Origin of the sequence: Salinimonas profundi (assembly GCF_014750655.1) — a bacterium.
Classification (GTDB): domain Bacteria; phylum Pseudomonadota; class Gammaproteobacteria; order Enterobacterales; family Alteromonadaceae; genus Alteromonas; species Alteromonas profundi_A.
Genome location: NZ_JABBXD010000003.1, coordinates 288,079 through 312,216, shown reverse-complemented (window position 1 = coordinate 312,216; position 24,138 = coordinate 288,079). Strand labels below are relative to the sequence as shown.

25 protein-coding genes are annotated in these 24,138 nt (G+C 47.4%); 12 read left to right on the top strand and 13 right to left on the bottom strand.

What is annotated here, in order from left to right:
- Nucleotides 1-332: 332 nt before the first annotated feature.
- Nucleotides 333-1,382 (bottom strand): CDP-glycerol glycerophosphotransferase family protein, encoded by a 1,050-nt coding sequence (locus HHX48_RS08870; protein ID WP_191024251.1) that lies wholly within the window; start codon nucleotides 1,380-1,382, stop codon nucleotides 333-335.
- 118 nt (nucleotides 1,383-1,500) lie between these two features.
- On the opposite strand from HHX48_RS08870, the gene HHX48_RS08865 reads away from it, so the two are divergent.
- Nucleotides 1,501-2,037: a gamma carbonic anhydrase family protein gene (locus tag HHX48_RS08865; protein ID WP_191024249.1), complete on the top strand. Its 537-nt coding sequence runs from the start codon at nucleotides 1,501-1,503 to the stop codon at nucleotides 2,035-2,037.
- A 1-nt stretch (nucleotide 2,038) separates the two neighbouring features.
- Here HHX48_RS08865 and aroE read toward each other — a convergent pair whose 3' ends face one another.
- Nucleotides 2,039-2,848 carry a shikimate dehydrogenase gene (aroE, locus tag HHX48_RS08860; protein WP_191024248.1) on the bottom strand — a complete coding sequence of 270 codons (810 nt, stop codon included), beginning with the start codon at nucleotides 2,846-2,848 and terminating at the stop codon, nucleotides 2,039-2,041.
- Between aroE and HHX48_RS08855 the strand changes: the two genes are divergently transcribed.
- Nucleotides 2,847-3,293, top strand: a complete 447-nt coding sequence (locus HHX48_RS08855) for a group II truncated hemoglobin (RefSeq protein ID WP_191024246.1) — start codon at nucleotides 2,847-2,849, stop codon at nucleotides 3,291-3,293. The genes aroE and HHX48_RS08855 overlap by 2 nt on opposite strands.
- A gap of 42 nt (nucleotides 3,294-3,335) precedes the next feature.
- On the opposite strand, the gene HHX48_RS08850 is transcribed toward HHX48_RS08855, so the two are convergent.
- The 7 genes from HHX48_RS08850 to HHX48_RS08820 form a co-directional block, all read right to left on the bottom strand.
- Complete coding sequence (locus tag HHX48_RS08850; protein ID WP_191024244.1) at nucleotides 3,336-4,010, bottom strand: OmpW/AlkL family protein; 675 nt, start codon at nucleotides 4,008-4,010, stop codon at nucleotides 3,336-3,338.
- A 136-nt stretch (nucleotides 4,011-4,146) separates the two neighbouring features.
- Nucleotides 4,147-5,061 carry an oxygen-dependent coproporphyrinogen oxidase gene (gene hemF / locus HHX48_RS08845; RefSeq protein ID WP_191024242.1) on the bottom strand — a complete coding sequence of 305 codons (915 nt, stop codon included), beginning with the start codon at nucleotides 5,059-5,061 and terminating at the stop codon, nucleotides 4,147-4,149.
- Between the two features lies 1 nt (nucleotide 5,062).
- Nucleotides 5,063-5,626, bottom strand: coding sequence for a Sua5/YciO/YrdC/YwlC family protein (locus HHX48_RS08840; RefSeq protein WP_191024240.1), 564 nt, complete (start codon nucleotides 5,624-5,626; stop codon nucleotides 5,063-5,065).
- Between the two features lie 18 nt (nucleotides 5,627-5,644).
- A complete protein-coding gene (locus HHX48_RS08835) occupies nucleotides 5,645-6,181 on the bottom strand; it encodes a DNA topoisomerase family protein (protein WP_191024238.1) in 537 nt (178 codons plus the stop codon).
- 24 nt (nucleotides 6,182-6,205) lie between these two features.
- Entirely contained in the window at nucleotides 6,206-6,682 is a 477-nt protein-coding gene (locus HHX48_RS08830) for a DUF494 family protein (RefSeq protein ID WP_191024235.1), read from the bottom strand.
- A gap of 1 nt (nucleotide 6,683) precedes the next feature.
- The gene (gene dprA / locus HHX48_RS08825; RefSeq protein WP_191024233.1) at nucleotides 6,684-7,811 is read right to left on the bottom strand and encodes a DNA-processing protein DprA; all 1,128 of its coding nucleotides are present in this window, start codon (nucleotides 7,809-7,811) and stop codon (nucleotides 6,684-6,686) included.
- A 73-nt stretch (nucleotides 7,812-7,884) separates the two neighbouring features.
- A complete protein-coding gene (locus tag HHX48_RS08820; RefSeq protein WP_191024231.1) occupies nucleotides 7,885-8,973 on the bottom strand; it encodes a LysM peptidoglycan-binding domain-containing protein in 1,089 nt (362 codons plus the stop codon).
- Nucleotides 8,974-9,168: 195 nt separating this feature from the next.
- Between HHX48_RS08820 and def the strand changes: the two genes are divergently transcribed.
- Genes def through trkA form a run of 4 tightly spaced genes read left to right on the top strand, consistent with a single transcriptional unit; the run spans nucleotide 9,169 to nucleotide 13,365 of the window.
- The gene (def, locus tag HHX48_RS08815) at nucleotides 9,169-9,678 is read left to right on the top strand and encodes a peptide deformylase (RefSeq protein ID WP_191024229.1); all 510 of its coding nucleotides are present in this window, start codon (nucleotides 9,169-9,171) and stop codon (nucleotides 9,676-9,678) included.
- Between the two features lie 8 nt (nucleotides 9,679-9,686).
- Nucleotides 9,687-10,643: a methionyl-tRNA formyltransferase gene (fmt, locus tag HHX48_RS08810; RefSeq protein WP_191024227.1), complete on the top strand. Its 957-nt coding sequence runs from the start codon at nucleotides 9,687-9,689 to the stop codon at nucleotides 10,641-10,643.
- Nucleotides 10,640-11,956, top strand: coding sequence for a 16S rRNA (cytosine(967)-C(5))-methyltransferase RsmB (gene rsmB, locus HHX48_RS08805; protein ID WP_191024225.1), 1,317 nt, complete (start codon nucleotides 10,640-10,642; stop codon nucleotides 11,954-11,956). Before fmt ends, rsmB begins: the two co-directional genes overlap by 4 nt.
- Nucleotides 11,957-11,985: 29 nt before the next feature.
- Nucleotides 11,986-13,365: a Trk system potassium transporter TrkA gene (gene trkA, locus HHX48_RS08800; RefSeq protein WP_191024223.1), complete on the top strand. Its 1,380-nt coding sequence runs from the start codon at nucleotides 11,986-11,988 to the stop codon at nucleotides 13,363-13,365.
- 24 nt (nucleotides 13,366-13,389) lie between these two features.
- Here the strand turns inward: trkA and HHX48_RS08795 are convergent, their stop codons facing one another.
- Nucleotides 13,390-14,841, bottom strand: a complete 1,452-nt coding sequence (locus HHX48_RS08795; protein WP_139754736.1) for a TrkH family potassium uptake protein — start codon at nucleotides 14,839-14,841, stop codon at nucleotides 13,390-13,392.
- Nucleotides 14,842-14,964: 123 nt separating this feature from the next.
- Entirely contained in the window at nucleotides 14,965-15,618 is a 654-nt protein-coding gene (elbB, locus tag HHX48_RS08790; RefSeq protein WP_191024221.1) for an isoprenoid biosynthesis glyoxalase ElbB, read from the bottom strand.
- A gap of 414 nt (nucleotides 15,619-16,032) precedes the next feature.
- Between elbB and polA the strand changes: the two genes are divergently transcribed.
- Nucleotides 16,033-18,783, top strand: coding sequence for a DNA polymerase I (gene polA, locus HHX48_RS08785; protein WP_191024219.1), 2,751 nt, complete (start codon nucleotides 16,033-16,035; stop codon nucleotides 18,781-18,783).
- Nucleotides 18,784-19,151: 368 nt separating this feature from the next.
- Here polA and yihA read toward each other — a convergent pair whose 3' ends face one another.
- Nucleotides 19,152-19,757 carry a ribosome biogenesis GTP-binding protein YihA/YsxC gene (yihA, locus tag HHX48_RS08780; protein ID WP_191024217.1) on the bottom strand — a complete coding sequence of 202 codons (606 nt, stop codon included), beginning with the start codon at nucleotides 19,755-19,757 and terminating at the stop codon, nucleotides 19,152-19,154.
- A gap of 173 nt (nucleotides 19,758-19,930) precedes the next feature.
- On the opposite strand from yihA, the gene HHX48_RS08775 reads away from it, so the two are divergent.
- From HHX48_RS08775 to HHX48_RS08760, 4 genes are all read left to right on the top strand, one after another.
- Nucleotides 19,931-20,554: a c-type cytochrome gene (locus HHX48_RS08775; protein WP_191024215.1), complete on the top strand. Its 624-nt coding sequence runs from the start codon at nucleotides 19,931-19,933 to the stop codon at nucleotides 20,552-20,554.
- Nucleotides 20,555-20,890: 336 nt separating this feature from the next.
- Complete coding sequence (locus tag HHX48_RS08770) at nucleotides 20,891-21,547, top strand: class I SAM-dependent methyltransferase (protein WP_191024213.1); 657 nt, start codon at nucleotides 20,891-20,893, stop codon at nucleotides 21,545-21,547.
- Nucleotides 21,548-21,571: 24 nt separating this feature from the next.
- Nucleotides 21,572-22,060 (top strand): Der GTPase-activating protein YihI, encoded by a 489-nt coding sequence (gene yihI, locus HHX48_RS08765; protein ID WP_191024211.1) that lies wholly within the window; start codon nucleotides 21,572-21,574, stop codon nucleotides 22,058-22,060.
- An 11-nt stretch (nucleotides 22,061-22,071) separates the two neighbouring features.
- Nucleotides 22,072-22,527: a DUF2489 domain-containing protein gene (locus HHX48_RS08760; protein ID WP_191024209.1), complete on the top strand. Its 456-nt coding sequence runs from the start codon at nucleotides 22,072-22,074 to the stop codon at nucleotides 22,525-22,527.
- On the opposite strand, the gene HHX48_RS08755 is transcribed toward HHX48_RS08760, so the two are convergent.
- Nucleotides 22,528-23,112: a DNA-3-methyladenine glycosylase I gene (locus tag HHX48_RS08755; protein WP_191024207.1), complete on the bottom strand. Its 585-nt coding sequence runs from the start codon at nucleotides 23,110-23,112 to the stop codon at nucleotides 22,528-22,530.
- A 120-nt stretch (nucleotides 23,113-23,232) separates the two neighbouring features.
- On the opposite strand from HHX48_RS08755, the gene glyQ reads away from it, so the two are divergent.
- Nucleotides 23,233-24,138 (top strand): glycine--tRNA ligase subunit alpha, encoded by a 906-nt coding sequence (gene glyQ, locus HHX48_RS08750; RefSeq protein ID WP_139754728.1) that lies wholly within the window; start codon nucleotides 23,233-23,235, stop codon nucleotides 24,136-24,138.

Sequence of the window (24,138 nt, the reverse complement as noted above, 5' to 3'; positions counted from 1 at the left end):
AAAAACTTTATGAATCGTCGGTTGACACTCTTAACGAGTGCCCACACAGATTGTCTTGTTATAAATTGTTAAAGAACATTTTGCTTCGTTTCTCCCCGAAGCGGGACGCGCATTCTACGCGCTTGGTTTTCGTTGTCAACACCTTTTTGAAACTTAATTTCGAAGGTCTTGGAAAACCGCTTTTCATGTCGGCTTGCGCCTGTCTGATAAAGCCCTTCGACTGTCCTGCCTGTTGGCCTGTCCCGTCGAAGTGGTGCGCATTCTAGAGATCTGAGCCGCGCCGTCAACACTTAATTTCAAAAAACTGTCATATTGCGTTTGTTTGCTTATTTTTAGTTCAATTTCCAGTATCCGAGGCGTTTTCTAAGCTTAAACTTGCGCAGTAAGTTCATCGGTTTGGCTTTTAGCCTGCCCTTATAGTTAGTAATGAAGTCATCTACTGCCTCCAAAATCCTTTCACAATTATTACCGTCTCTGTGCGCTTCATGCTTTTCGGCAAAGTGTTTCACCTTATTCATTAAGGCATCAGGTCTTGTCATGGCTGTTTCAAGTGCGCTTCGTATTTCATCAGGTGAATCGACATTTATAAGGTGCGAACCAGGCGTGGTATTCCTTAATGTTACTACTGGCTTGTCCATCAGCATGAATTCAAGAATGATGGATGAGCTATCGCTTAACATGACATCAGCATTTTGAAAATCTTTGAGTCTTACATTATCAACAAACTTAACATTCTCATGCTCCTGAGCCAGAGCCCTATATTTGTTTAATAATGACTGGTCTTTAATTTTTGGATGGAAAGTGAGAATCCAGTTCCAGTCCTTTTCCTCAACTAATGCTCCTATCGTATCAACAAGTACAGGAGCAGATGAAATACCTTTGGTGAAGGTCGTTCCATACAATACGGTCGGCTTGTGGTTCTTCTCAAGTTCGTAGTGTTCGAAGTAAGGATCTACTTTGCTCCAGCCTGTTTCATAAACTTTAAAGAAACCATGTTTTTTTGACAGTTCCTTAAAGTACTCAGTACTGCTAGAGCCTTGGGTACAATACATATCAAACCATCCCCTAACAGCAAAGTGATCATCGGTTGACCTGCTCTTCTCTCCACGTTTACTTATAGGGTAACCATGAAATAGCTGAACATGAATTCCCGGAAACCAGGGATATATAACATTACCGGGCGTAAAGGTTGCACATGCATCAAATTCAGCAACCTGTTCAAATGTCGTAAGCCTGAGTTCGTCTTCCGTCAATAAGTCGGGACATCCGGGTTCCAGATACCATGCAACATTATCGCCCCGCTTTCTAATCTCCTCCTGAAGAGGTCTCATTATTGAATATCCATATGACAACGAAGCAAAGAGAAGATAATTTTTTGTCATTACGTTATTTTAGCCTTATAGAAAGCGCGCGAAGATGTACCGATTATATGGCAGTTGTTGTTATTTTTAATACCCGTCGATGTTATCACTATTGTCGTCGGCTTATAGAGAGGATCTTATGTCACAGATATTAAGCGCATTTAAAGGAATTACCCCTGTTGTAGATGCTAGCAGTTACATTGCAGATTCTGTTCGTCTTGTCGGAGACATCGCCATCGGAAAAGACAGTAGCGTCTGGCATATGGTTGCCGGACGCGGTGATGTAAATTACATTCGAATTGGTGAGCGCACCAATATACAGGATGGGACCATTTTGCATGTAACCCGCCGCTCGTCAAACCTTCCTGAGGGCTTACCACTTATTATTGGCGATGATGTCACCGTCGGTCATAAATGTATGCTGCACGGTTGTACACTGGGAAACCGTATTTTAGTCGGGATGGGTGCAATCATAATGGATGGCGCGGTGGTAGAAGATGATGTCTTTATTGGTGCAGGTACACTCGTCCCCCCCAACAAGACGCTTGAAAGCGGCTATTTATATGTTGGCAATCCGATGCAAAAGAAGCGACCGCTTAAAGAAGAAGAAATTGCGTTTCTTAAGCGGTCAGCCATTAATTACGTTGAACTGAAGAACGATTATCTGGCTGAGTAGCTCAGCGCTTTCTTAATGATTCGATAACCGGTCTGGTTTGGGGCAGTTTTCCTGTCCATATAGTGAAAGCCGCGGCAGCCTGCTCCACCAGCATGCCCAATCCATCGGCGCTTTGTGTAGCGCCCTGTTTCTTAGCATGTTGCATAAATAGTGTCGGATCTTTGCTATATGCCATATCGTACGCCAGTTCACAGTGAATAAAGGAAATATGTTGTAAGTCAGGCAATTGATTGTGCAGACTGGCTGATGTTGAATTGATAATGATATCTGCGTCAAAAGACATTAATCCTGGTTTATCCAGCGCAATGCAGTGAGAAACATTCACCTCGTCACAAATTTGACTGGCGCGCGCCATTGTTCGGTTGGTGATAGCCAGTGTTTCAACACCGGCCTCCAGAAGCGGATGTATGGCCCCTCGCGCGGCGCCACCGGCACCAATGATTAACACCTTTTTGTCAGCCAGTTCAACGCCCTGATTCTGAATATCAGCCACCAACCCGATACCGTCAGTATTAAACCCCTGAAGTTGGCTGTCCTTTTTGTATAAGGTATTTACCGCGCCGGCCAGTTCAGCCGCTTTATTTAATGTGTCGGCCTGCTGCAGCGCCCTGCCCTTAAACGGCGCGGTAACATTACAGCCCACCGCATCAGCGTCATTAAAAAAAGTCGCGAAGGCATTTTCAAAGTCATTATCATCAGGCCCGATTTTTTCATAACTGATAGACAAGTTATGTTGTTCGGCAAACATCTGGTGGATGGTTGGTGATAAACTGTGTGCTATTGGATTTCCAAATACGGCAAATTTATTCATGGGGTTATTCAGCTTTTTGAAAAAAGATAAGCAGCCGGCAGCTGCATCAAACAGTGTTTATGAGGCTATCGGAGGAGAGCCCACTGTCAAGGCTATTGCGAATACTTTCTACGATATTATGGAAACGGACCCGATGGCGTCAGAATTACTGGCGATACATCCGCAACCGCTGAACCGAATCCGGCACGTATTTTTTCTGTATCTGCAAATGTGGATGGGCGGCCCGAATGATTTTGAAAAGCAATTCGGACATCCTCGTCTGCGAGCCCGCCATCTGCCTTTTACGGTTACCCCTTCGCTAAAGGCACAGTGGATGTATTGCATGCGAAAATCAATGATGACTCACGTATCTGACTTAACCCTGGCTAATCGTTTACTGGAGGCATTAGATAGCCTGGCAGAGCATATGATAAATCAACCCGATGATGCTAAAAAAGCGCCCTGAAGATTCAGAGCGCAAACTGGCGATGCCAGGACAAGCAAAGCGTCAGAATGTGTAGCCAATCGCAATCGTATATACCCAGGGATCGATTTCGATATCATTTACGTGGCCGCTTGCACCACTCACGTTAAAGGATGCTTCAGTATCAATATCAATCCATCTGACCGAGGTATTGATATGCCAGTTGTTGGCCAGCATGACATCTAACCCAAGTTGGGCAGAAAGCCCTACGCTGTCATCCAGTGACAAATCAGACAAACCTGCCTGACGATTAGCGCCCGTAAACTCTTCATCGTAAATAAAGGTGTAGTTTACGCCCGCCCCCACATATGGCTGCAGGACAGAGGCACTGTCATTGAAGTAATAATTCACTGTAAGTGTGGGCGGTAAATGCGTGACTTCTCCCAACTGGTTGCCAGTCCCCAGCGGATCTGCGATGTCAAAATCTACATCATGTTTGAAAGGCGTGGCTGCCAACAACTCAAGATTAAGATGGTCGGTAAAAAAGTACGCAATATTAAGGCCCAACTGCGTATTGCTGTCGATAGTCAGGCCTACGCCCAAATCAGTATCACCTGCAATGATCGTGGAGGAAGACTCGTCCGGCGCGACGGTGGTTGCGCCACCGCGAATGACGATATCGCCTTGCTCATAAGCAGCGGCGAAGCCAGAAGCAACGACGGAGAGGGCGAACAATGATGAAAGTAGTGCAAATTTCATGATGATTCTCTTGTTTAGAAGTCTGAGAACACCCTAAAAAATTTGCTGGTTGAGCGTGTTGATCTGGAACAAGTTTCAACAGATCCAACGGGTATGGCAGGAAAATTCATTGATATAGATCAACCTGCCACTTCCATTACCAGTCGGCAGGTTTGAGCCAGTCAGTGAGTTTTGCCTCCGGGCTTCCTGCCGCCGGCTGATAGCAGTATTCCCAGCGCGCAAGCGGTGGCATAGACATCAGGATAGATTCTGTGCGCCCTCCGGTTTGCAAACCGAACAATGTCCCTCTATCCCAAACCAAATTAAATTCAACATACCGGCCGCGCCGGTATAACTGAAATTCGCGTTCGCGCTGACCATATGCTGTAGACTTTCGACGCTCCACGATGGGCACGTAGGCATCCAGAAACGCGTTACCAATAGCCTGCATAAAGCCAAAACAGGAATCAAACTGCCAGTCATTCAGATCATCGAAGAATAATCCGCCCACCCCACGGGTTTCACCGCGATGTTTAAGATAGAAATATTCGTCGCACCATTTCTTGTAAGTAGGATAGACTTCTTCACCATAAGGAGCACACGCTTTTTTAGCAACATTGTGCCAGTGCTGAACATCCTCTTTGAACGGGTAGAAGGGTGTTAAATCAAATCCACCACCAAACCACCAGATAGGTTCTTCATCAGGCTTTTCGGCAATAAAAAATCGCACATTGGCATGAGAGGTAGGCACATAAGGATTATGCGGATGAATCACCAGCGAAACGCCCATTGCCTGAAAACTACGCCCCGCCAATTCAGGCCGTGACGCGGTCGCCGAGGCCGGGAGTTGCTCACCATTTACATGAGAAAAGTTGACGCCGCCCTGCTCTATTACAGCACCGTTTTTGAGCACCCGTGAGCGACCGCCGCCGCCCTCTTCCCGTTGCCAGGTATCTTCTTCGAAGTGGCCTTTGCCATCCACCAGCTCCAGGGTCTGGCAAATATTATCCTGCAGGGCTAACAGGTAAGCCTTTACCTGTTCAACCTGTTCTGATGTTACATCACTGGTCATATTAATCTCTGATTACGTGTCCGGTCTGTCCATCCCGAATAGTACTAGGGCGATTATGTCCACCAACACTACCCTCAACATAAGTAACATTGTTACCGAAATACTGCCTGGCTTGCGCTATATCCTTCGCTGGCGCTTCGCCTGACGGATTGGCACTTGTGGATACCAGCGGCTTGCCCAGTTTTTCGCAGAGCTCCCTGACCACAGGATGGTCAGTTACCCGAACCGCAATAGTGTCATGCTCACCGGTAATCCAAGCCGGGGCACTGCTTGACTTAGGCAGAAGCCATGTCACGGGACCTGGCCAACTGGAAAATATCTCCGTACGCTTATCCAGCCTGACGGCATTGTCGTTGACGTAGGGCAATAGCCGCGAATACGTATCGGCAATGAGTATCATGCCTTTTTCTGCAGGCCGGTTTTTAAGCGCCAGCAGCGCGTCTACCGCTGCTTTATTATCAGGATCACAACCAATTCCCATCACAGCTTCGGTGGGATAGACAAGTAATTTGCCAGCAGCAAATGCGGCAACAATGGGATCTTCGCTGGTCGACTCACTTTGCATCGATATTTCTCTGTTTCACTATTCAGCTTGTTTGTAATCACATAATGGCTGCGGACAGCACACCTGGCCTTTCTTTTTGATCAGCAGTTGCCAGCCGCAGTCTGGGCACGAGCCCGCCACCGGCGCGAAATTTACCACATATCGGCAGGTAGGATAATTATCACAGGCAAAAAAACGCTTTCCATATTTGTTTGTACGCTCGATGATGTGCCCTTTCTGGCACTTCGGACAGGAAAGCTGAGTATCTTCCTGCGTTTTAATCGGCTCTATATGATGACATTCCGGAAAGTTAGTACAGCCGATAAACATACCGTAACGACCATTTTTAATTGCCATGACTGCACCACAATCCGGACAAGCAGTTTGAGGAATTTCTTTTAAAACTGACGTCGGGTTATCATGTAATGGCTTACTAAAGGTGCAGGTTGGATAGGCTGAGCAGCCTAGGAAAGGACCGGTTTTACCGTTTCGAATATGAAGTGGATTTTCACATTCTGGGCATGTCCCAAAGTCATGCGCCGGTCCGTCAAACAGGGAATGATCAATTTTTGACATTACGTGGTCAGAAGACCCTCCGCATTAGTGCAGTACGCCGTCTGATTCTTCAAATAACAAATCTTCCATCTGAGCGTACGCGTTTTCTTTACCGGGTACGTTAAACAATACCATCAGCACAACCCATTTCAGATCTTCGAGACAGAATTCTGCTGAGTCGATTTCCATCACCCGATCGATAACCATTTCGCGGGTGCTGGCATCAATGACACCAACCTGCTCAAGGAATAGCAAAAATCCGCGGCACTCAACATCCAGACGCATCTGTTCTTCATGCGTGTAGATACGGCTCAGGCTAGAAGAGATCCCTTTGCAAAAATAGGGCTTTATATCCGTTTCCTGTAACGCAGCAAGCTTTTCAAGCCACGCTAACGCTTTATAGATTTCATCGTGATGAAAACCCGCACGCACAAGTTCATCGGTGAGTTCGTCCTGATCGACCCGAATTTCCGTTTCACTGTGAATGAAGTTTTCAAAAAGATACATGAGGATGTCGAACATGTTATTTCCCCCTCAACTTAACGTAGCCACCAGGAACAGTGGTTACCAGGCCACGCAGCTCGTATTGTAATAATGTTGCCAGCACTTGTGATACCGGCAGGTTGCTGCGCTCACAGATGATGTCCACACTCGTGACATCATGATTCACACTAGCTAATATTTTATCGGTTGCCAAGCTTTCCCCATGAGTTTTTTGTTCGCTCATCATTGTAACACCTTCCTCTGGCAGCACTTTTTGTACAGGAAAGTCGAGTTCCATCAGAATATCCTGAACATTTGTGACCAGTATAGCACCTTGTTTGAGCAAGTGATGACAGCCCTGTGTAAGCGGGTTATCAATGCTTCCGGGGATTGCAAAAACATCACGCCCTAGATTTGCGGCCATATTTGCAGTTATCAAGGTGCCGCTCTTAATCGTTGCCTCAACCACCAGCGTTCCGTGACTCATGGCAGCAATGATGCGATTACGTCTGGGAAAGTGCTGTGCCCGTGGCGGCGTACCGGGCCAGAACTCTGAAACAATGGCACCGTTACTCTGCAATATCTGTTCGTACAAATGCTGATTGCGGCGAGGATAAACGCTATCAGGCCCCGTCCCCACTACCGCTACTGTTACCCCTTCACCGTTTAACGCGCCGCGATGCGCAGCGGCATCAATACCGGCAGCCAGTCCGCTGATTATACCAACGCCTGCCTGACTGAGCTGACGTGCCATTCTGTCAGCCAGCGCCAGGCCATGGGGGGAAGCTCTGCGACTGCCCACAATGGCAAGGTAATGATTCAGCAATGCATTTATGTTCCCGCTAATGAATAAGACAAGCGGCGGCGAGCTAAGTTGCCTGAGCATTGCCGGAAACCACTCACTGTCATAGCTGATAATGTGATGTGCCGGGCTTTGTTGTTGCCACGCCATGGCGCTTTCAATTTTGCGATGGTCGATATTATCCAATAACGTGTTGAGCGTTGAGCGAAGTGATTCATCAATGTCCCCGAAGTTACGGGCAACAAGGTCATCTGCGCTGATTTTCAGCGTATTAAGAATGTTAAGCCAACGGGCAGGAGACATTTTTGGCACTGAGGCCAAAGCAAGATAGCTGTAAAGTTGCGAGGATGAATCAGACGTAAGCATCGTATCTCATATCGGCAAGATACGATGCTTAGCCCGGTATTACCTTCATAGATTCAGAAGGTATCAGTGGGTGTTAAGGGTTAGCCACGATATCGCCGTTTTTAACCATCTCCCTGGCACGGGTAATAATGCCGTAACTTGCTTTTTCAAAGGTTTTGAAAATAACCAGTTCTCCGACTTTGAGAGCTGGCTGTATAACGGTAGAGCCATCATTAAATGTACTTTTCACCGCATTTGACTCACTGGCATAGCGCGGCTCATCACCATCAATGATGTCAGGGCCCTGCGCATAAATGCCCATCACCGTACCTGGCTGAATCTCTTCCTGGCCCAGGTCGACCACAACGACATCATTTTTGCCCAGTAACTCATGTTGATGCAGGTTGCCCACAACATGCGCCCGATGCGAGGTCGCCGGCTGCAGGATCATATCCTGAGGTTCTGGCGTTTTACCTGAGAAAAGGCGATCGCCGCGACGCGCTTCCAGGTTTGAGTTATCGACTTTTACCAGCCATTGGCTTGGAATGTTGCTCTCTACCATTTTGGCATTGGCAATGTGGTGTATCTGAATGCCTAATACATTGCCGTCCATGTCTTCGATAGTAGACTGCTTTCTTACCACACGATACTGATCCTCAGGACGGCCATAACTGCGGCTTAGTACCAAATCATCACTGGTAAAACGAATGCCGCCACGCTGGTTACCCAGCAAATGCGGCAGTATTTCGTATTTATCTTTAGCGATAATTTCATTCTGGTTCACATAAGGGGCAATCGCAGACCAGGGTAAGGTGTTGATAGGCGCTGGCTTGGTTTGCTTCTGGGTGCTGGGGGTCAGTGTCAGACGTTTTTTCTCACGGGCAACTTCCAGGACCGGCTGTCCATCCACCATACGAATTCGTAATACATCGCCCGGATAAATCAAATGCGGGTTAACAATCTGCGTATTGGTTCGCCACAACTGAGGCCATAACCAGGGCTTGTCTAAAAACAGGTTAGCAATATCCCAAAGAGTATCGTCTTTTTTCACCGTATAGGTCTTGGGCGCATCGTCTTTGAGCGTTACCGCGGCCTGTACGACTGAGAGGGGCAATAGCACCAACGCCACCAGCCAGTGACGCCATGCGCGTTTCCCTTTTACGTTTTGCGGGCGACCAGTCATGCTTGTTTACCTTTCCTATTGTTGATTTTTCACGCAGCGCCTCTATATCGGCTATATAATGAGATAATTCAGTTGCCGGATAAAAAACTGCACGTATAGCTGTTATACGGTAGAATAGTACTCATTATTCCGGTGTAAATAATGCTGGCAGTTGGATCGTATATTAATTCATAAGCGAGAGTGTAATAACGACAGATGGCGATATTAGACGTATTACGTTTCCCCGACGAGCGGTTGCGCAATGTTGCAAAACCGGTTGAAACGGTAAACGATGAAATAAAACAGTTAGTCTCAGACATGTTCGAAACCATGCGCGATGAAAAAGGCATTGGTCTTGCGGCAACGCAGGTCGATCGGCATGTGCAGGTAGTCGTGATGGATGTGTCTGAAAATCAGGATGAGCCACGGGTCTTTATTAACCCGGAGATTACTGAAAAGCAAGGCAGCACTATCAGCGAGGAAGGCTGTCTTTCTGTACCCGGTAACTACGCTAAGGTAGAGCGTGCTGAGGCTGTTAAGATAACCGCGCTGAATGAACACGGCGAGTCTTTCGAGCTTGAGGCAGATGGCTTACTGGCAATCTGTATTCAACACGAACTGGACCATTTGAAAGGTAAGCTTTTTGTCGACTATCTGTCGCCACTAAAGCGCCAGCGTATTCGTAAAAAGCTTGAGAAAGAAGCCCGTCTGGCAGCGAAAGCATAAGGAGTTCTGTGGCAAATTCTCTTCGCATTATTTTTGCCGGCACCCCGGATTTTGCCGCTGATCATCTGCGGGCGTTGCTGGATACAGAGCACCAGGTTTTAGCGGTATACACACAACCTGACCGCCCTGCAGGCAGAGGCAAAAAACTCACCGCCAGTCCGGTAAAGCAATTAGCGACTTCCCGCGATATCCCTGTCTATCAGCCGTCATCGTTGAAAAACGAACAGGCGCAGTCTGAGCTTCAAAATATCCAGGCAGATATTATGGTGGTGGTGGCCTATGGTCTGATTCTTCCCAAAGCGGTGCTCACTACACCGCCGCTGGGCTGTATCAATGTTCACGGCTCTATTTTGCCCAAATGGCGTGGTGCAGCACCAATACAACGTGCTCTGTGGGCCGGTGATACGCAAACCGGTGTCACCATCATGCAGATGGATGAAGGGCTGGATACCGGTGACATGCTGCATATTGATACCCTGCCAATAACATCCGATGACACCAGTGCAACCCTTTATGACAAGCTGGCGGTTCTTGGTCCCGAAGCACTCGTTCATGTACTGAATAGTCTTGACGCTTTGACCCCGGAAAAACAGGATGAAGCACAAGCCACCTATGCCAAAAAGCTGTCTAAAGAAGAAGCTAAAATTGACTGGACGCAACCTGCTGTGCAGTTAGAACGGAATATTCGGGCGTTTAACCCCTGGCCTGTCGCCTGGGCAGATATTGCCGGAAACAAGGTAAAGATCTGGGCGGCAGATGTAGAGCCTACTTCTGTGAACCTGCCCCCGGGTACCATTTCGCATGCAGATAAACACGGTATTGTCGTGGCATGTGGTGAACAACAACTGAAGATCACCAGCCTGCAAATTCCCGGTAAAAAACCACTGAATGCAGCCGAAGTACTCAACGCCAGAAAAGAGTGGTTTACAGTAAACCAGATAATAGGTGGAAAAACTCAGGCATGAACGCCCCACTACCTCGTAAGAAAAACCTGCGCGGCGACGCCGCCTGGGTTATTTTTCAGATCTTAGAAAACGGCAAATCGTCCCGGGATTGTCTGGCTAAAGTTCAGCAGCGCCACAGTAGCAAAGATAGCGCCTGGTTGCAGGAAATGACCATGGGCACCATGCGTCAGCTTCCTCAGTTACAAATTTGGTTACGCCACTTGCTGGATAAACCGTTAAAAGGCAACAAAAAAATCCTTGAGCATTTGATGATGCTGGGATTTTATCAACTGGCATTTTCCCGCGTATCACCTCACGCCGCCGTCGCTGAAACAGTAAACGCGGCGCCAGCACTGGGCGGTGATAGCCTCAAAGGACTGGTAAATGCGGTGTTACGCAATTTTCAGCGTCAGGAAATGCACACACAGTTAAGTGACGATCCGATTGTAAAAAGCGGCTTGCCTAAATGGCTCTATCAGGCGCTATCCAAGCAGTATGGAGATAATGCTGATGGATTGCGGGCACAGGCTAATGCTATTGCCCCCCTCTGGTTGCGCATTAATGCGCGAAAGATTTCACGTCAGGCGTATTCGGATATGCTCACAGAGGCTGGGGTTGAGCATTCGTTGAGCGGTGATCACCCCCAGGCCATTATCGTACAAAGTCGCACTGATGTTGTCAGCTTGCCTGGCTTCACTGACGGCCTGTTCGCGGTTCAGGATGGTGCAGCGCAACTGGCAGCATATTATCTTGGCGCACAGGACGGCGACCGAATACTGGACTGCTGCGCAGCCCCGGGCGGTAAAACCGGCCATATTATTGAAACAACAACGCATTTGCAGTCGATAATTGCGCTAGATTCTGACGGTAAGCGCCTAACCAGAGTTAAAGAGAACATGCGCCGGCTGGGGCACACTGCCACCATTGTAGAAGGTGATGCAGCCAAGCCTGCTGACTGGTGGGATGGCAAACACTTTGACCGAATTCTGCTGGATGCTCCCTGCTCTGCTACCGGTGTGATACGCCGACATCCGGATATCCGCTGGTTAAGAAAAAAGAGCGACATTGACGCTCTGATAGATTTGCAGGCATCCATTCTTGATGCACTGTGGCCTCTTGTAAAACCAAGCGGCACATTGCTCTATGCGACCTGCTCAGTGTTACAGGTTGAAAACAGCGAGCAGATGAGGCGCTTCTTAGCACGCTATGAAGATGCATCATTACAGCCTTTAACAGCAACAGACACCATGGAAATGCCAGGCAGACAAATTCTACCCGGCGAGCAACAAATGGATGGTTTCTATTATTGCAGACTGTTAAAGTCTTCCAATTAAATCAATCAGTAGAGCGATAACAGAGTCTAATGAAAATTATCATCCTTGGAGCCGGACAGGTTGGCGGTACACTGGCGGAAAACCTGGTTGGTGAAAAAAATGAAATTACTGTTATCGACTCAGATCCCAACCGACTTCGCTCACTGCAGGATCGCCTGGATTTACAGGTCGTCGTGGGCGTTGGTTCGCACCCTGATATTTTAAAAAAGGCCGGCGCCGAAGACGCTGATATGCTTATTGCTGTGACCAACAGCGATGAAAGTAATATGCTGGCATGTCAGGTCGCCTATAGCTTATTCAAAACACCGACCAAAATCGCCCGGGTGCGTTCTGAGCAATACATTATCTATCAGGAACAGCTATATAAGCAGCAGGATATCCCTGTTGATCACATCATCGCACCTGAACAACTGGTGACAAAGGCTATTAAGCGTCTTATCGATTACCCGGGTGCGCTGCAAGTTGTAGAGTTTGCTGAAGGCAAAGCCAGTCTCGTAGCCGTTAAAGCCTATTATGGCGGTCTGCTGGTGGGCCATGCGTTATCAGCATTAAAAGAACACATGCCCAATGTTGAAACCCGCGTAGCCGCCATTTATCGTCGTGGCCGCCCTATCCGTCCCCTGGGCACCACGGTCATAGAAGCCGATGATGAAGTCTTTTTCATCGCCGCAACCAAGCATATCCGCGCAGTAATGAGTGAGCTGCAAAAGCTGGAGTCCAGCTACAAGCGTATTATGATCGCCGGCGGGGGATTGATTGGTGCCGGGCTGGCAAAGCGGCTTGAGCATAATCACAACGTTAAACTTATCGAGTTTGATCGCGAGCGCGCTCAGTATCTTTCAGCGCATCTGGACAAGACCATTGTGTTTTGCGGTGATGCCTCAGATCCGGAACTGCTTACCGAAGAAAGTATTGAAGATGTGGATGCGTTCATCGCGGTGACCAATGACGATGAAGCGAACATTATGTCTGCGATGCTGGCCAAACGTATGGGCGCCCAAAAAGCGATGGTGCTGATTCAACGCAGTGCTTATGTTGATCTGGTGCAGGGCGGTGAAATTGATATTGCGTTTTCACCTCAACAGGCAACCATCTCAGCATTGCTGACACATATTCGTCGCGGCGATATAGTTAATGTGTACTCACTTCGCCGCGGTGCCGCGGAAGCTATAGAAGCCATTGCGCATGGCGATGAAAATACCTCGCGTGTAGTTGGCCGCGAGATTGGCGATATTAAGCTTCCACCTGGTACCACCATCGGTGCGGTCGTGCGCGATGATCAGGTGATTATTGCTCACAGTGATACCGTCATTGAAGCCAATGACCATGTGATCCTGTTTCTGGTAGATAAGAAATACATTAATGATGTGGAAAAAATCTTCCAGCCCAGCGCGTTTTTCTTTGGTTAAAAAGCCAGGGTGGCGCAGCGGGATTTAGCTGCGCCAGAATGTGGGCGAGAATAGCACCAGAAGCGAAAATACTTCCAGCCGCCCGAATAACATCGCACTGACCAGAATCCACTTCCCTGAATCTGATACTTCAGAATAGTTTGCCGCCACACTGCCCAGTCCGGGGCCCAGGTTATTAAGCGTCGCCGCGGTTGCTGTAAAAGCAGAGATATTGTCCAGCCCGCTGGCTATCATCCCCAGCATGATGATGACAAATACGATGGCATAAGCTGAGAAGAACCCCCATACCGCTTCCACCACTCTGTCTGGCATGGCCCGCTCGCCCAGCTTTACGGAGTACACTGCTTTAGGATGGATAAGACGGTCTATTTCGCGCTTGCCCTGAAGATAAAGCAGAAACACACGAATCACTTTTAACCCGCCACCGGTTGAACCGGCACACCCACCAATAAAGCTGGCAAAGATAAGCAGGATGGGCAGAAATGTCGGCCAGGAAGCAAAATCTGTGGTGGCAAAGCCAGCGGTGGTCCCAATTGAGACCGCCTGAATCATCGCCTGATCCAGCGCTTCTTCTGCTGAAGTGTAATAGCCTGTCAGTACCAGTGTTAAAAAGCAGACCAGAATCAGCGTCGCCTGAATAGTGAAAAACGCCTTAAACTCTGGGTCCTGAAAGTAGTTTTTGAAGGAACGCGCGGTTGCCGCGGTGTAATGCAGTGAAAAGTTTAGTGCAGCAATCAGCAGAAATACCGAACAAATGACGTTGATCGTCGGGCTTTGAAAGTAGCCCAGGCTGGCATCGTGGGTGGAAAACCCGCCGATGGCAACGGTCGAAAATGCATGGCATATAGCATCAAACCAGCTCATGCCGGCCAGCCAGTACGACACCGTACAGGCGATAGTCAGTGACAGATAGATATACCAAAGATGCTTAGCAGTATCTGCGATACGCGGCGTCATTTTAGAATCTTTCACCGGGCCAGGCATCTCGGCACGGTATAACTGCATTCCCCCCACACCCAGAATCGGCAGAATAGCGACGGCCAATACGATGATACCCATCCCGCCGAACCATTGAAGCTGTTGGCGATAAAACTGGATAGAGTGTGGGAGAAACTCTATGCCCTGAATCACCGTGGCACCGGTGGTGGTTAGTCCTGAAAACGATTCAAAAAATGCATCCGTCACCGTCATGCTTGGTTGTTCAAGCAATATGAAAGGAATGGCACCAAAGCTTGCCAGTACCGCCCAGAATAAAGCGACAATTAAAAAGCCTTCTTTGGCACGCAGATCCTGACGGTGTTCGCGGTTGGGATACCACATGGCCGTGCCAGTGAGCACACACAAAATAAACGCCATAATAAAAGGCACACCGCTGCCATCCTGATAAAGCAGCGACACCAGGGCGGGCGGTATCATGGTGACACTAAACAGTGCGACCAACAGTCCAAGTATGCGTACAATCGCACGATAGTGCATGTTTTCTCAAAAGCCTTGTTATTATTAGTAAAAAATCACCATCTTGTGTTTTTTAAAGACAGCGGTTTTTATTATGCGAAGAACCGGGCGAAAGGAAAAGCGTATTTCGCCCAGAAAAAGGCTTTATTGCATCGACAGAACGGTTTCAACCATCTTGTTCAGGCCTGCTTCTGCCTCTAAAATGTCCTCTGCGAGCATATACGCCGGTGTCGTTACCAGCTTTCGGTCCGAGTCTACCACGATCTCATCAACAGCACACTCGACATGCTGCGCCCCCAATTCCTCAATTGTCTGCGCTGTCGATGTATCATTGCCGATGGTTAATTTTACCTTATTACCATAGACAGAAGCTGCCAGAGCAGGCGCAATACAGGCATAGCCGGCAGGCTTACCGCTTTGCGCGAAGGCTTTGCATACTTTAAGTACGTCCTCATCTGGCTGACTGTCCGCGCCATCTACGGCAAACGTACACAGGTTTTTAGCGGCACCAAAACCACCGGGAATAATTAGCGCATCAAAGGCTTCAGGATCACACTCGGTGACTGGCTTGATTTCACCGCGTGCAAGTCGTGCTGACTCAACCAGAACGTTTCGTTTCTCGCCCTCTGCCACCTCACCGCTCAGGTGATTAATAACATGAAGCTGCTCTTTGTCCGGTGCAAAACATTGATATTGTGCGCCAGCCCGGCGAATGGCGAGTAACGAAATGACCGTTTCATACAATTCAGAGCCATCAAAAACACCACTTCCGCTTAATATGACTGCTACATTTTTCATTATTGCCTCCTAGCCGTTTGTACCGTTGCCTTATACCGTTTCAGTAAAAAAAACGAACAAAGCGGTTAAAAAAAGATCTTAGATATCGCTTAGCCTGACAAAATCAGTATGCTACATTACTTCACCGTTTCGGCAACTTACGAAACCTGAGAATAAGAATAATCACTAAGTTATCCACATTTTAAAGGAATAAATTTTACGCAGGGCAGCGGATCACAAAATCCTCTACAAACCAAGAGATTTCTGATCTTCCCTTCTTTACCACTTGCCTGAATCAAGGCTTGTGTGGATCGCGCTTGTCTGTTAGATCACAAACTTATCCACAGGCGATCATAAGTTATTCATGCTCTTTGTAGCGATCCCACACCGCCTATGGCATGCTTGCGTCTATTCTCGTCCCTATAACGAAGGCTTATGGCAACTATTCAAAGACCTCCATTTATTCTGGTGGACGGATCGTCCTATCTGTTCAGAGCATTTCATGGGTTACCGCCCCTGACGAATTCTAAAGGTCAGGATACGGGTGCGATCTATGGTGTGATCAATATGCTTCGCAGTCTGATAAAGCAGTACAATCCTTCTAATATCGCTGTCGTTTTTGATGCTAAAGGTAAAACCTTTCGCGATGATATTTATAAAGAGTATAAAGCTAATCGCCCTCCTATGCCGGAGGAGCTTGGTTCTCAGATCAAACCTTTGCACGAAATAATTCGCGCCATGGGGCTGCCGATTATTGTTGAGGAAGGTGTTGAAGCCGATGATGTCATTGGTACCCTCGCCCGGATCGCCACAGAAAAAGGCATTGATACGGTGATCAGTACCGGCGATAAAGATATGGCGCAGCTGGTGAACAAACACATTACCCTGATCAACACGATGACCAACCAGGTGATGGATGTTGATGGCGTTAAAGAAAAGTTTGGTATTCCTCCTGAACTGGTTATCGATTTTCTGGCACTCAAGGGAGATAAAGTCGACAACATTCCAGGGGTTCCCGGTGTAGGCGATAAGAGTGCTCAGGCGCTTCTAAATGGTATTGGCGGAATTGATGAGATTTATAAGAATCTGGATAAAATTGCCGAGCTGAACTTTCGGGGCAGCAAATCCATGGCGGCCAAAATGCAGGAGCACGAGGAACAAGCCCGCCTGTCCTATGAGTTAGCGACGATAAAGTGCGATGTCGAGATGGAGTTCTGCCCGGAAACACTCATTCCCACCGAGCAGGACAATCACAAGCTGGAAATCTTATTCACTGAATATGAGTTTAAACGCTGGTTGAATGAAGTGTCTTCTGAGGCTGCGGCAGAAGCGTCCGAAGAAACGACGACGAGCACGCCCGCACAAAAAATTGATAACAGTGAATACGAAACCATTTTTGACAAAGACACACTTTCAACGTGGATTGAAACACTGAAAAAAGCACCGCTTTTTGCCTTTGATACAGAAACCACCAGCCTTAATTATATGGAAGCAGAACTGGTCGGTATCAGTGTCTGCGCCGAGCCGGGCAAAGCGGCGTATATCCCGGTTGCACACGATTATCCCGGCGCGCCGGATCAACTGGACAGGGACTGGGTGTTGGAACAATTCAAGCCCCTGCTGGAGGATCCGGACATTAAGAAAGTCGGACAGCACATCAAATATGATAAAAATGTGCTGGCCAATTACGATATTAATCTACAGGGCATCGCATTTGATACGATGCTTGAGTCGTATGTGCTCAACAGCACAGCAAGTCGTCATGATATGGATACACTGGCGCTCGCTCACCTTGACCATAAAACGATTCATTTTGAAGATATTGCCGGTAAAGGCGCTAAGCAACTTACCTTTAATCAGATTGATTTAGAGCAGGCTGCGCCGTATGCCGCCGAAGATGCTGATATTACGCTTCGTCTTCATCAGGTTTTGTGGGAAAAACTGAGCAAAGAAGACAAGCTTAAAGCGATTTTGCTGGATGTTGAGGTACCACTTGCCAGTGTGCTGTCCCGAATGGAACAGCTTGGTGTTTATATTGACAGCCAGCAGCTTGGTCAGCACAGCCAGGATCTCGCCAAGCGCATTGATGAACTTGAAAAGACTGTCCATGAAGAAGCTGGCGAACCGTTTAACCTTGGTTCAACCAAACAGCTGCAACAGATTTTGTTTGAGAAGCTGGAGCTACCGGTTATCAAGAAAACCCCAAAAGGTGCCCCGTCTACATCTGAAGAAGTACTGCAGGAACTGGCACTGGAATACCCTATTCCTAAGATGATCATGGAATATCGGGGTTTAACGAAATTGAAGAACACCTACACCGATAAGCTTCCCAAGATGATTTGTCATCGTACCGGTCGTGTTCATACCTCTTATCATCAGGCCGTTACAGCTACCGGGCGGTTGTCCTCTACAGAGCCCAACCTTCAGAACATTCCCATTCGTAATGAAGAAGGACGGCGTGTTCGTCAGGCATTCGTTCCGCGGGAGGGCTACAAGATTGTGGCGGCGGACTATTCACAGATAGAACTACGCATTATGGCGCATTTATCCCAGGATAAAGGATTACTGGATGCCTTTTCTCAGGGCAAAGATATTCACCGGGCGACGGCAGCTGAGGTATTTGCTCAAAAGCTTGATGATGTCACCGCTGAGCAGCGTCGAAGTGCTAAGGCAATTAATTTTGGGTTAATTTACGGCATGTCGGCATTTGGGCTGTCGAAACAACTGAATATTCCGCGTAATGAAGCGCAAGAATATATGGACCTTTATTTTGAACGCTATCCGGGCGTATTGAAATACATGGACGATACCCGCGCGCTGGCCAAAGAGAAAGGCTATGTAGAGACCGTATTTGGTCGCAGACTGTATCTGCCGGATATCAAGGCCAGTAACGGTGCAAGACGCAAGGGCGCAGAGCGTGCCGCCATTAATGCGCCAATGCAGGGAACGGCAGCGGATATCATCAAGATGGCCATGATTAAAGTGGATGAGTGGATCCAGTCAAACAATACCGATGATATCTACATGATGATGCAGGTGCATGATGAACTGGTATTTGAAATCAAAGATGACCAGGTAGACGCAGCATCTGAGAAAATTGTCTCTTTGATGGAGAATGCTGCCACCCTTTCTGTACCGCTAGAGGTCGAGGCAGGTCAAGGTAAAAACTGGGACGAAGCGCATTAAATGGTAATAATATTACACATTTAACGTTTCACGTGGAACAAGCCGTACCTTTTTGGTAATAAAATTACACAAAATCCTTGCGTTTTAGAGTGTGTATTGTAACCTTATTACCGTAGGGTACAGAGGTGAGAAAGCTGTTTTCAAACCTTTGCTTTAACCCCGGCCTATGTTGCCGGGGTTTTTTTATGCCTGAAGAAAAGTAACGACCTAACTCTATGATTTATCAATCATTTAAAAATTTTTATCACTTTTCTTCATTTTTATGGAACTAATTGCCAGACACGCCACTCTTACTTGTGGTTTTTATGTGTTTTCTCTCATTATTTTGGCCCCATCTTTTGATGGGGCTTTCTTTTATCCACAACACGTTATTCGCTTTTATCCAGTGAAAACCACTTCATTATCATACGCTCAAGTTCTGGCAGCCCCTGCTTGGACAGGGCAGAAAATGTTTGAACGGTGACATCACCCATAAATGCCAACGCGGCCTCTTCTGCCATCATTAACTGTTCTTTGCGTTTGCCCGACTTCAACTTGTCAGATTTGGTCAATACGGCCAGTACCGGAATGCCCGCATCAACAGCCCAATAGATAAGATCCTGGTCTAAATCTTTAAACGGGTGACGGATATCCATCAATACCACCAAACCTTTAAGGCTTTTGCGCTTTTGCAGATATTCACCTAAAGACTGCTGCCATTTTTTCTTCATCGCCAAAGGGACCTGAGCAAACCCATACCCTGGCAAGTCAATCAGGCGCCGCTCTTCATCCAGTTCAAACACATTTATCATTTGTGTACGTCCTGGCGTTTTACTGGTCCTGGCCAGGTTTTTCTGGCGTGTTAAGGCATTAAGCGCACTGGATTTACCCGCATTTGAGCGGCCTGCAAACGCAACTTCGACACCTTCATCATGTTTTAGATGACGAATGTCAGGCGCGCTGGTAGAAAAAGTGGCTTTGGTAAAATACGTCATCGTTGTCTCCAACCGGACTACTTAAATTATTTGTTAATTTTGTCACCAGAATTGTACATTTTTGCACCTACCCTTTAGTATGGAAAAGGTTTTTCTGGCATAGTAAATGTGCTAAATAACTATAATACCACGTATATCCGCTGAACCGCTGGATCCTTTACGGAAGATTACTTATGAAAAAACTGTGTTTGTTAGCGTGTTTAACTTTTAGTCTGACAACAGAAGCACAAACGCCTGGTGATGCTGAAGCAGGAAAGCAAAAGGCTACCACGTGCGCGGCCTGTCACGGGCCTGATGGTAACAGTGCAATTCCGATGAATCCAAAGCTGGCAGGTCAGCACGCCAACTATCTGGTTAAGCAGCTAAAAGAGTTCAAGCTGGCTTCACAAACCGGTGGTGAAGAAGGCAGAAATAATGCTGTTATGAATGGCATGGCAGCCCCCCTTTCTGAACAGGACATGCAGGATATTGCAGCTTATTATTCTGAACAGACCTTAAAAGAAGGGACTACCCCAGAAGACGTTATCGAACCGGGTGAGGCTCTTTATCGGGGTGGAGATTTGGAGCGTGGTATTACCGCGTGCATGGCCTGTCACGGACCACGGGGTAATGGTATGCAATTAGCCGGTTTCCCGGACATCAGCGGACAGCATACTGATTATCTGGCCGCTCAGCTTAAAGCCTTCAGAAATGGCACCCGCCATAATGATATGAATGGCATGATGCGTGATATTGCGATGAAGTTATCCGACAAAGATATCGATATTCTGTCGAAATATCTGGCTGGATTACATTAAAAAAACCTTTTACAACAGCAACATGTTAATTATCTGTTAACGCAGGTGTTGTAATCGCTCGCAGATCGTGTAAGCTATTTTGCGAGTTTTGAGGGATTCACACAGTGTTGACCGCAAAATGAATAATAATAAGAAATCCATGGATGAACGGAAAAAGCGTCAGGAAGGCCCTAAACAACAAATGCCGCTCTGTAAAAAAGAATAAAAAGGGGAGCACTTCTAGCATTGGAAGCAACAAAAAGCACATGAGGTGCAAACGGGAGAAGTGTCATCTGACACTAAAATATAGAGGTGATGGCCGTTGGTCATCACCTTTTTTCTTATCTGAAATTTGATATGTCATTAAACTGCCCTCTTTGTCTTCACCACGAACCCGTTTTTTACCATCAGGATAAACAGCGCGATTATTATCAGTGCACGGTATGCTCGCTGGTATTTGTTCCTCCTGCGCACCACCCTTCGCAAAAGCGTGAACTTAGTGAATATCAGTTACATGAAAATGATAACGATGACCCGGGTTATCGGCGGTTCTTATCAAAAGCGGCGTTACCTTTACTGCAGCGAGTAACCTCGCTGTCCCGCGGACTGGACTTCGGGTGCGGACCGGCGCCGGTGCTGGCACAGATGCTCTTAGAAGAGGGACATACCATGTCAGTCTATGATCCTTTTTTTCATCCGGATGACAGTGTCCTTGCACCTTCCTATGATTTCATAACCTGTACAGAGGCGATCGAGCACTTTCACACGCCGTATCAGGAACTGATGCTACTCGATTCGTTGCTCAAGCAGGGAGGCTGGTTATGCATTATGACCAAGCGGGTACTAGACAAAACCCGGTTTGCCAGCTGGCATTATAAAAATGATCCCACCCACGTAAGCTTCTTTAGTGATGAAACCTTTCGTTATCTGGGCGAAAAGTATCATTATACTGTGCACCTGGTGGCATCGGATGTCGTATTAATGCACAAGCAAAGTTATAATAGCCATTCTTAATTTCACCAAACAGACAGAGGAATTATGCCTCGCAGCAAAAAATCCAGAAAAGTCGGGCAGATAGGCGTTCGTAAAGATCCAGATTGGAAGCCTGCACGCCCTAGTGTTCCCACAGGTAAAAAGCCAGGTAAAGGTAAACAGCCCGGTAACCGGAATGCTGTAGAACAAGCCAAATCAAAAGGCGGTGGCAGCAAAGCAAAACGGGACCCGCGGTTAGGCAGCAAACGCCCTGTCCCATTGGTCAAGTCTCAGGCAAAAAAATACGCCACGCCAGCCGAGGAACTTGCTGCGTTAGAGGCAGACAACAAACTGGCATTGTTACTGGATAAGCTGGATAACGGTGACACGATTTCTGCGCAAGAACAGCAATATGTCGATGAGCGGCTGGACCGTCATGCTGTGCTTTGTGACCTGATGGGTATTGATCTGAACGCTGATGATGATGAAGAGTCAGACGATGACGATCCGCTTGATAAGCTCGATGCTATCAATCCTGACGATTTCAAAAAATAAGGAACAACGATATGGTATGGGCGATTGCTGCAGCAGTAGGCGTGTTGATAATACTGGCATTGGGGATTTATGCCGGTCGCCTGTTGTTTATGGTAAAACAGCAGAACACCCGTCAGGCCGCTGCACGGGAAAAGCGCACGGTAACCATCACCGATAGCATTATCCTGATAGCAAAAGCCATGGAGCAGCAGCAGTGTGAGTTATCCGAAGGCGCCATCCGTATCTGTAATCTTCTGGAAGCCCTGCCGCTCAGTTCCCCCCCGGAATTTAAAACAAAATTTCCTCACATTTACGCACTGTTCATTGATGTCAGCGGTTTTGCCATTTTGGAAGAGCGCCAGAAACTTTCACCTAAGGAAAAAATGAAACAGGATAAAGCGCGAGAACAAATTGAGTCTGAACATGAGACCAAGGTTCTTGCCGAACTTCCCCATATTCGCCAATATTGTGAAACGCTGACAGTTTAATTAGCGGATCGCCTGTTCACAGGCTGCTTCATAGCAGTGGCAGCCTGTTTCATGATCGTTCACCATACCTACCGCCTGCATAAATGCATAACATATTGTTTCACCCACAAACGTAAACCCATGCTTTTTCAATGCTTTGGTCATCGCTTTTGATTCAGGTGTACTAACAGGTACTTGTGATTGATCTGTCCATGCGTTTACGATGGTTTTTCCGTCCGTAAATTGCCAGATAAATTCACTGAACGGCTGTGACTTTTCTATCTCCAGAAACCCTCTTGCATTTTTTACCACGGACTGGATTTTCAGCTTATTACGAATAATTCCTTTATCCTGCTGCAGTGCTGTCAGCTCCTGTTCTGACATACTTACGATTTTCTCTGGGTCAAACTGATGAAATGCCTGTTCGTAATTGGCTTGTTTTTTTAAAATTGTGAGCCACGAAAGCCCCGCCTGCTGGCCATCCAGGCACAGTTTTTCAAAGAGACGCTGGCTGTCTTCTTCAGGCCTACCCCACACCGTATCGTGATAATCCAGATAAACAGGGTCATCGGTAACCCAGCCACAGCGCGTTTGGTGCGATTTCATGTGTATTCTCCTCCACAGAGGCTTAATTAATAAGCTTTTAGCCTCTTAGCCCTACATACAGTGCCTGACAAATTGTATACTATGCCACCTTTAAATCATGAATAACAAAGCAGCGACTGTATGCACAATTACGATATTAAAACCTTTCAGGGGTTAATCCTGGCGCTACAGGAATATTGGGCCCGTCAGGGTTGCGTCATCATCCAGCCTTTGGATATGGAAGTCGGCGCAGGCACCTTCCACCCGATGACATTCCTACGCTCGTTAGGCCCGGAGCCGATTAACAGCGCCTATGTTCAGCCCTGCCGACGACCCACTGACGGCCGTTACGGTGAAAACCCTAACCGTCTGCAGCACTATTATCAGTTTCAGGTCATGATGAAACCTTCTCCTGACAATATCCAGGAGCTTTATCTGGGCTCATTACAGGAGCTGGGGTTTGATCCGCTGGTGCATGATATTCGCTTTGTTGAAGATAACTGGGAATCACCCACACTTGGTGCATGGGGCCTGGGTTGGGAAGTCTGGTTAAACGGGATGGAAGTCACACAGTTCACCTATTTTCAGCAGGTCGGCGGACTTGAGTGTAAGCCGGTGACCGGAGAAATCACCTATGGCCTGGAGCGTCTGGCCATGTATATTCAGGGTGTAGACAGCATTTATGATTTGGTATGGACAGATGGCCCGATGGGTAAAGTCACCTACCGTGATGTCTTTCATCAAAACGAAGTCGAGCAGTCGAAATATAATTTCGAACATGCCAACGTGGACTTTTTGTTCAAAACCTTTGATGAGTGTGAAGCCACCTCACAGAAACTGATAGACAACAACCTGCCCCTGCCTGCCTATGAGCAGGTCATGAAAGCCTCGCACGCGTTTAATATGCTGGACGCGCGCCATGCAATATCGGTGACTGAACGCCAGCGTTATATATTGCGGGTGAGAGCCCTGGCCAAGGGGTGTGCGCAAACGTATTACGAGTCGCGCGAAGAATTAGGCTTCCCACTTTGTCAGAAGGAGCAGTAA

Bases quoted from the DNA above. Each gene is read 5' to 3' on its own strand.
- HHX48_RS08870 (WP_191024251.1), bottom strand. From the start codon at position 1,382: ATGACAAAAAATTATCTTCTCTTTGCTTCGTTGTCATATGGATATTCA.
- HHX48_RS08865 (WP_191024249.1), top strand. From the start codon at position 1,501: ATGTCACAGATATTAAGCGCATTTAAAGGAATTACCCCTGTTGTAGAT.
- HHX48_RS08855 (WP_191024246.1), top strand. From the start codon at position 2,847: ATGGGGTTATTCAGCTTTTTGAAAAAAGATAAGCAGCCGGCAGCTGCA.
- aroE (WP_191024248.1), bottom strand. From the start codon at position 2,848: ATGAATAAATTTGCCGTATTTGGAAATCCAATAGCACACAGTTTATCA.
- HHX48_RS08850 (WP_191024244.1), bottom strand. From the start codon at position 4,010: ATGAAATTTGCACTACTTTCATCATTGTTCGCCCTCTCCGTCGTTGCT.
- hemF (WP_191024242.1), bottom strand. From the start codon at position 5,061: ATGACCAGTGATGTAACATCAGAACAGGTTGAACAGGTAAAGGCTTAC.
- HHX48_RS08840 (WP_191024240.1), bottom strand. From the start codon at position 5,626: ATGCAAAGTGAGTCGACCAGCGAAGATCCCATTGTTGCCGCATTTGCT.
- HHX48_RS08835 (WP_191024238.1), bottom strand. From the start codon at position 6,181: ATGTCAAAAATTGATCATTCCCTGTTTGACGGACCGGCGCATGACTTT.
- HHX48_RS08830 (WP_191024235.1), bottom strand. From the start codon at position 6,682: ATGTTCGACATCCTCATGTATCTTTTTGAAAACTTCATTCACAGTGAA.
- dprA (WP_191024233.1), bottom strand. From the start codon at position 7,811: ATGCTTACGTCTGATTCATCCTCGCAACTTTACAGCTATCTTGCTTTG.
- HHX48_RS08820 (WP_191024231.1), bottom strand. From the start codon at position 8,973: ATGACTGGTCGCCCGCAAAACGTAAAAGGGAAACGCGCATGGCGTCAC.
- def (WP_191024229.1), top strand. From the start codon at position 9,169: ATGGCGATATTAGACGTATTACGTTTCCCCGACGAGCGGTTGCGCAAT.
- rsmB (WP_191024225.1), top strand. From the start codon at position 10,640: ATGAACGCCCCACTACCTCGTAAGAAAAACCTGCGCGGCGACGCCGCC.
- trkA (WP_191024223.1), top strand. From the start codon at position 11,986: ATGAAAATTATCATCCTTGGAGCCGGACAGGTTGGCGGTACACTGGCG.
- HHX48_RS08795 (WP_139754736.1), bottom strand. From the start codon at position 14,841: ATGCACTATCGTGCGATTGTACGCATACTTGGACTGTTGGTCGCACTG.
- elbB (WP_191024221.1), bottom strand. From the start codon at position 15,618: ATGAAAAATGTAGCAGTCATATTAAGCGGAAGTGGTGTTTTTGATGGC.
- polA (WP_191024219.1), top strand. From the start codon at position 16,033: ATGGCAACTATTCAAAGACCTCCATTTATTCTGGTGGACGGATCGTCC.
- yihA (WP_191024217.1), bottom strand. From the start codon at position 19,757: ATGACGTATTTTACCAAAGCCACTTTTTCTACCAGCGCGCCTGACATT.
- HHX48_RS08775 (WP_191024215.1), top strand. From the start codon at position 19,931: ATGAAAAAACTGTGTTTGTTAGCGTGTTTAACTTTTAGTCTGACAACA.
- HHX48_RS08770 (WP_191024213.1), top strand. From the start codon at position 20,891: ATGTCATTAAACTGCCCTCTTTGTCTTCACCACGAACCCGTTTTTTAC.
- yihI (WP_191024211.1), top strand. From the start codon at position 21,572: ATGCCTCGCAGCAAAAAATCCAGAAAAGTCGGGCAGATAGGCGTTCGT.
- HHX48_RS08760 (WP_191024209.1), top strand. From the start codon at position 22,072: ATGGTATGGGCGATTGCTGCAGCAGTAGGCGTGTTGATAATACTGGCA.
- HHX48_RS08755 (WP_191024207.1), bottom strand. From the start codon at position 23,112: ATGAAATCGCACCAAACGCGCTGTGGCTGGGTTACCGATGACCCTGTT.
- glyQ (WP_139754728.1), top strand. From the start codon at position 23,233: ATGCACAATTACGATATTAAAACCTTTCAGGGGTTAATCCTGGCGCTA.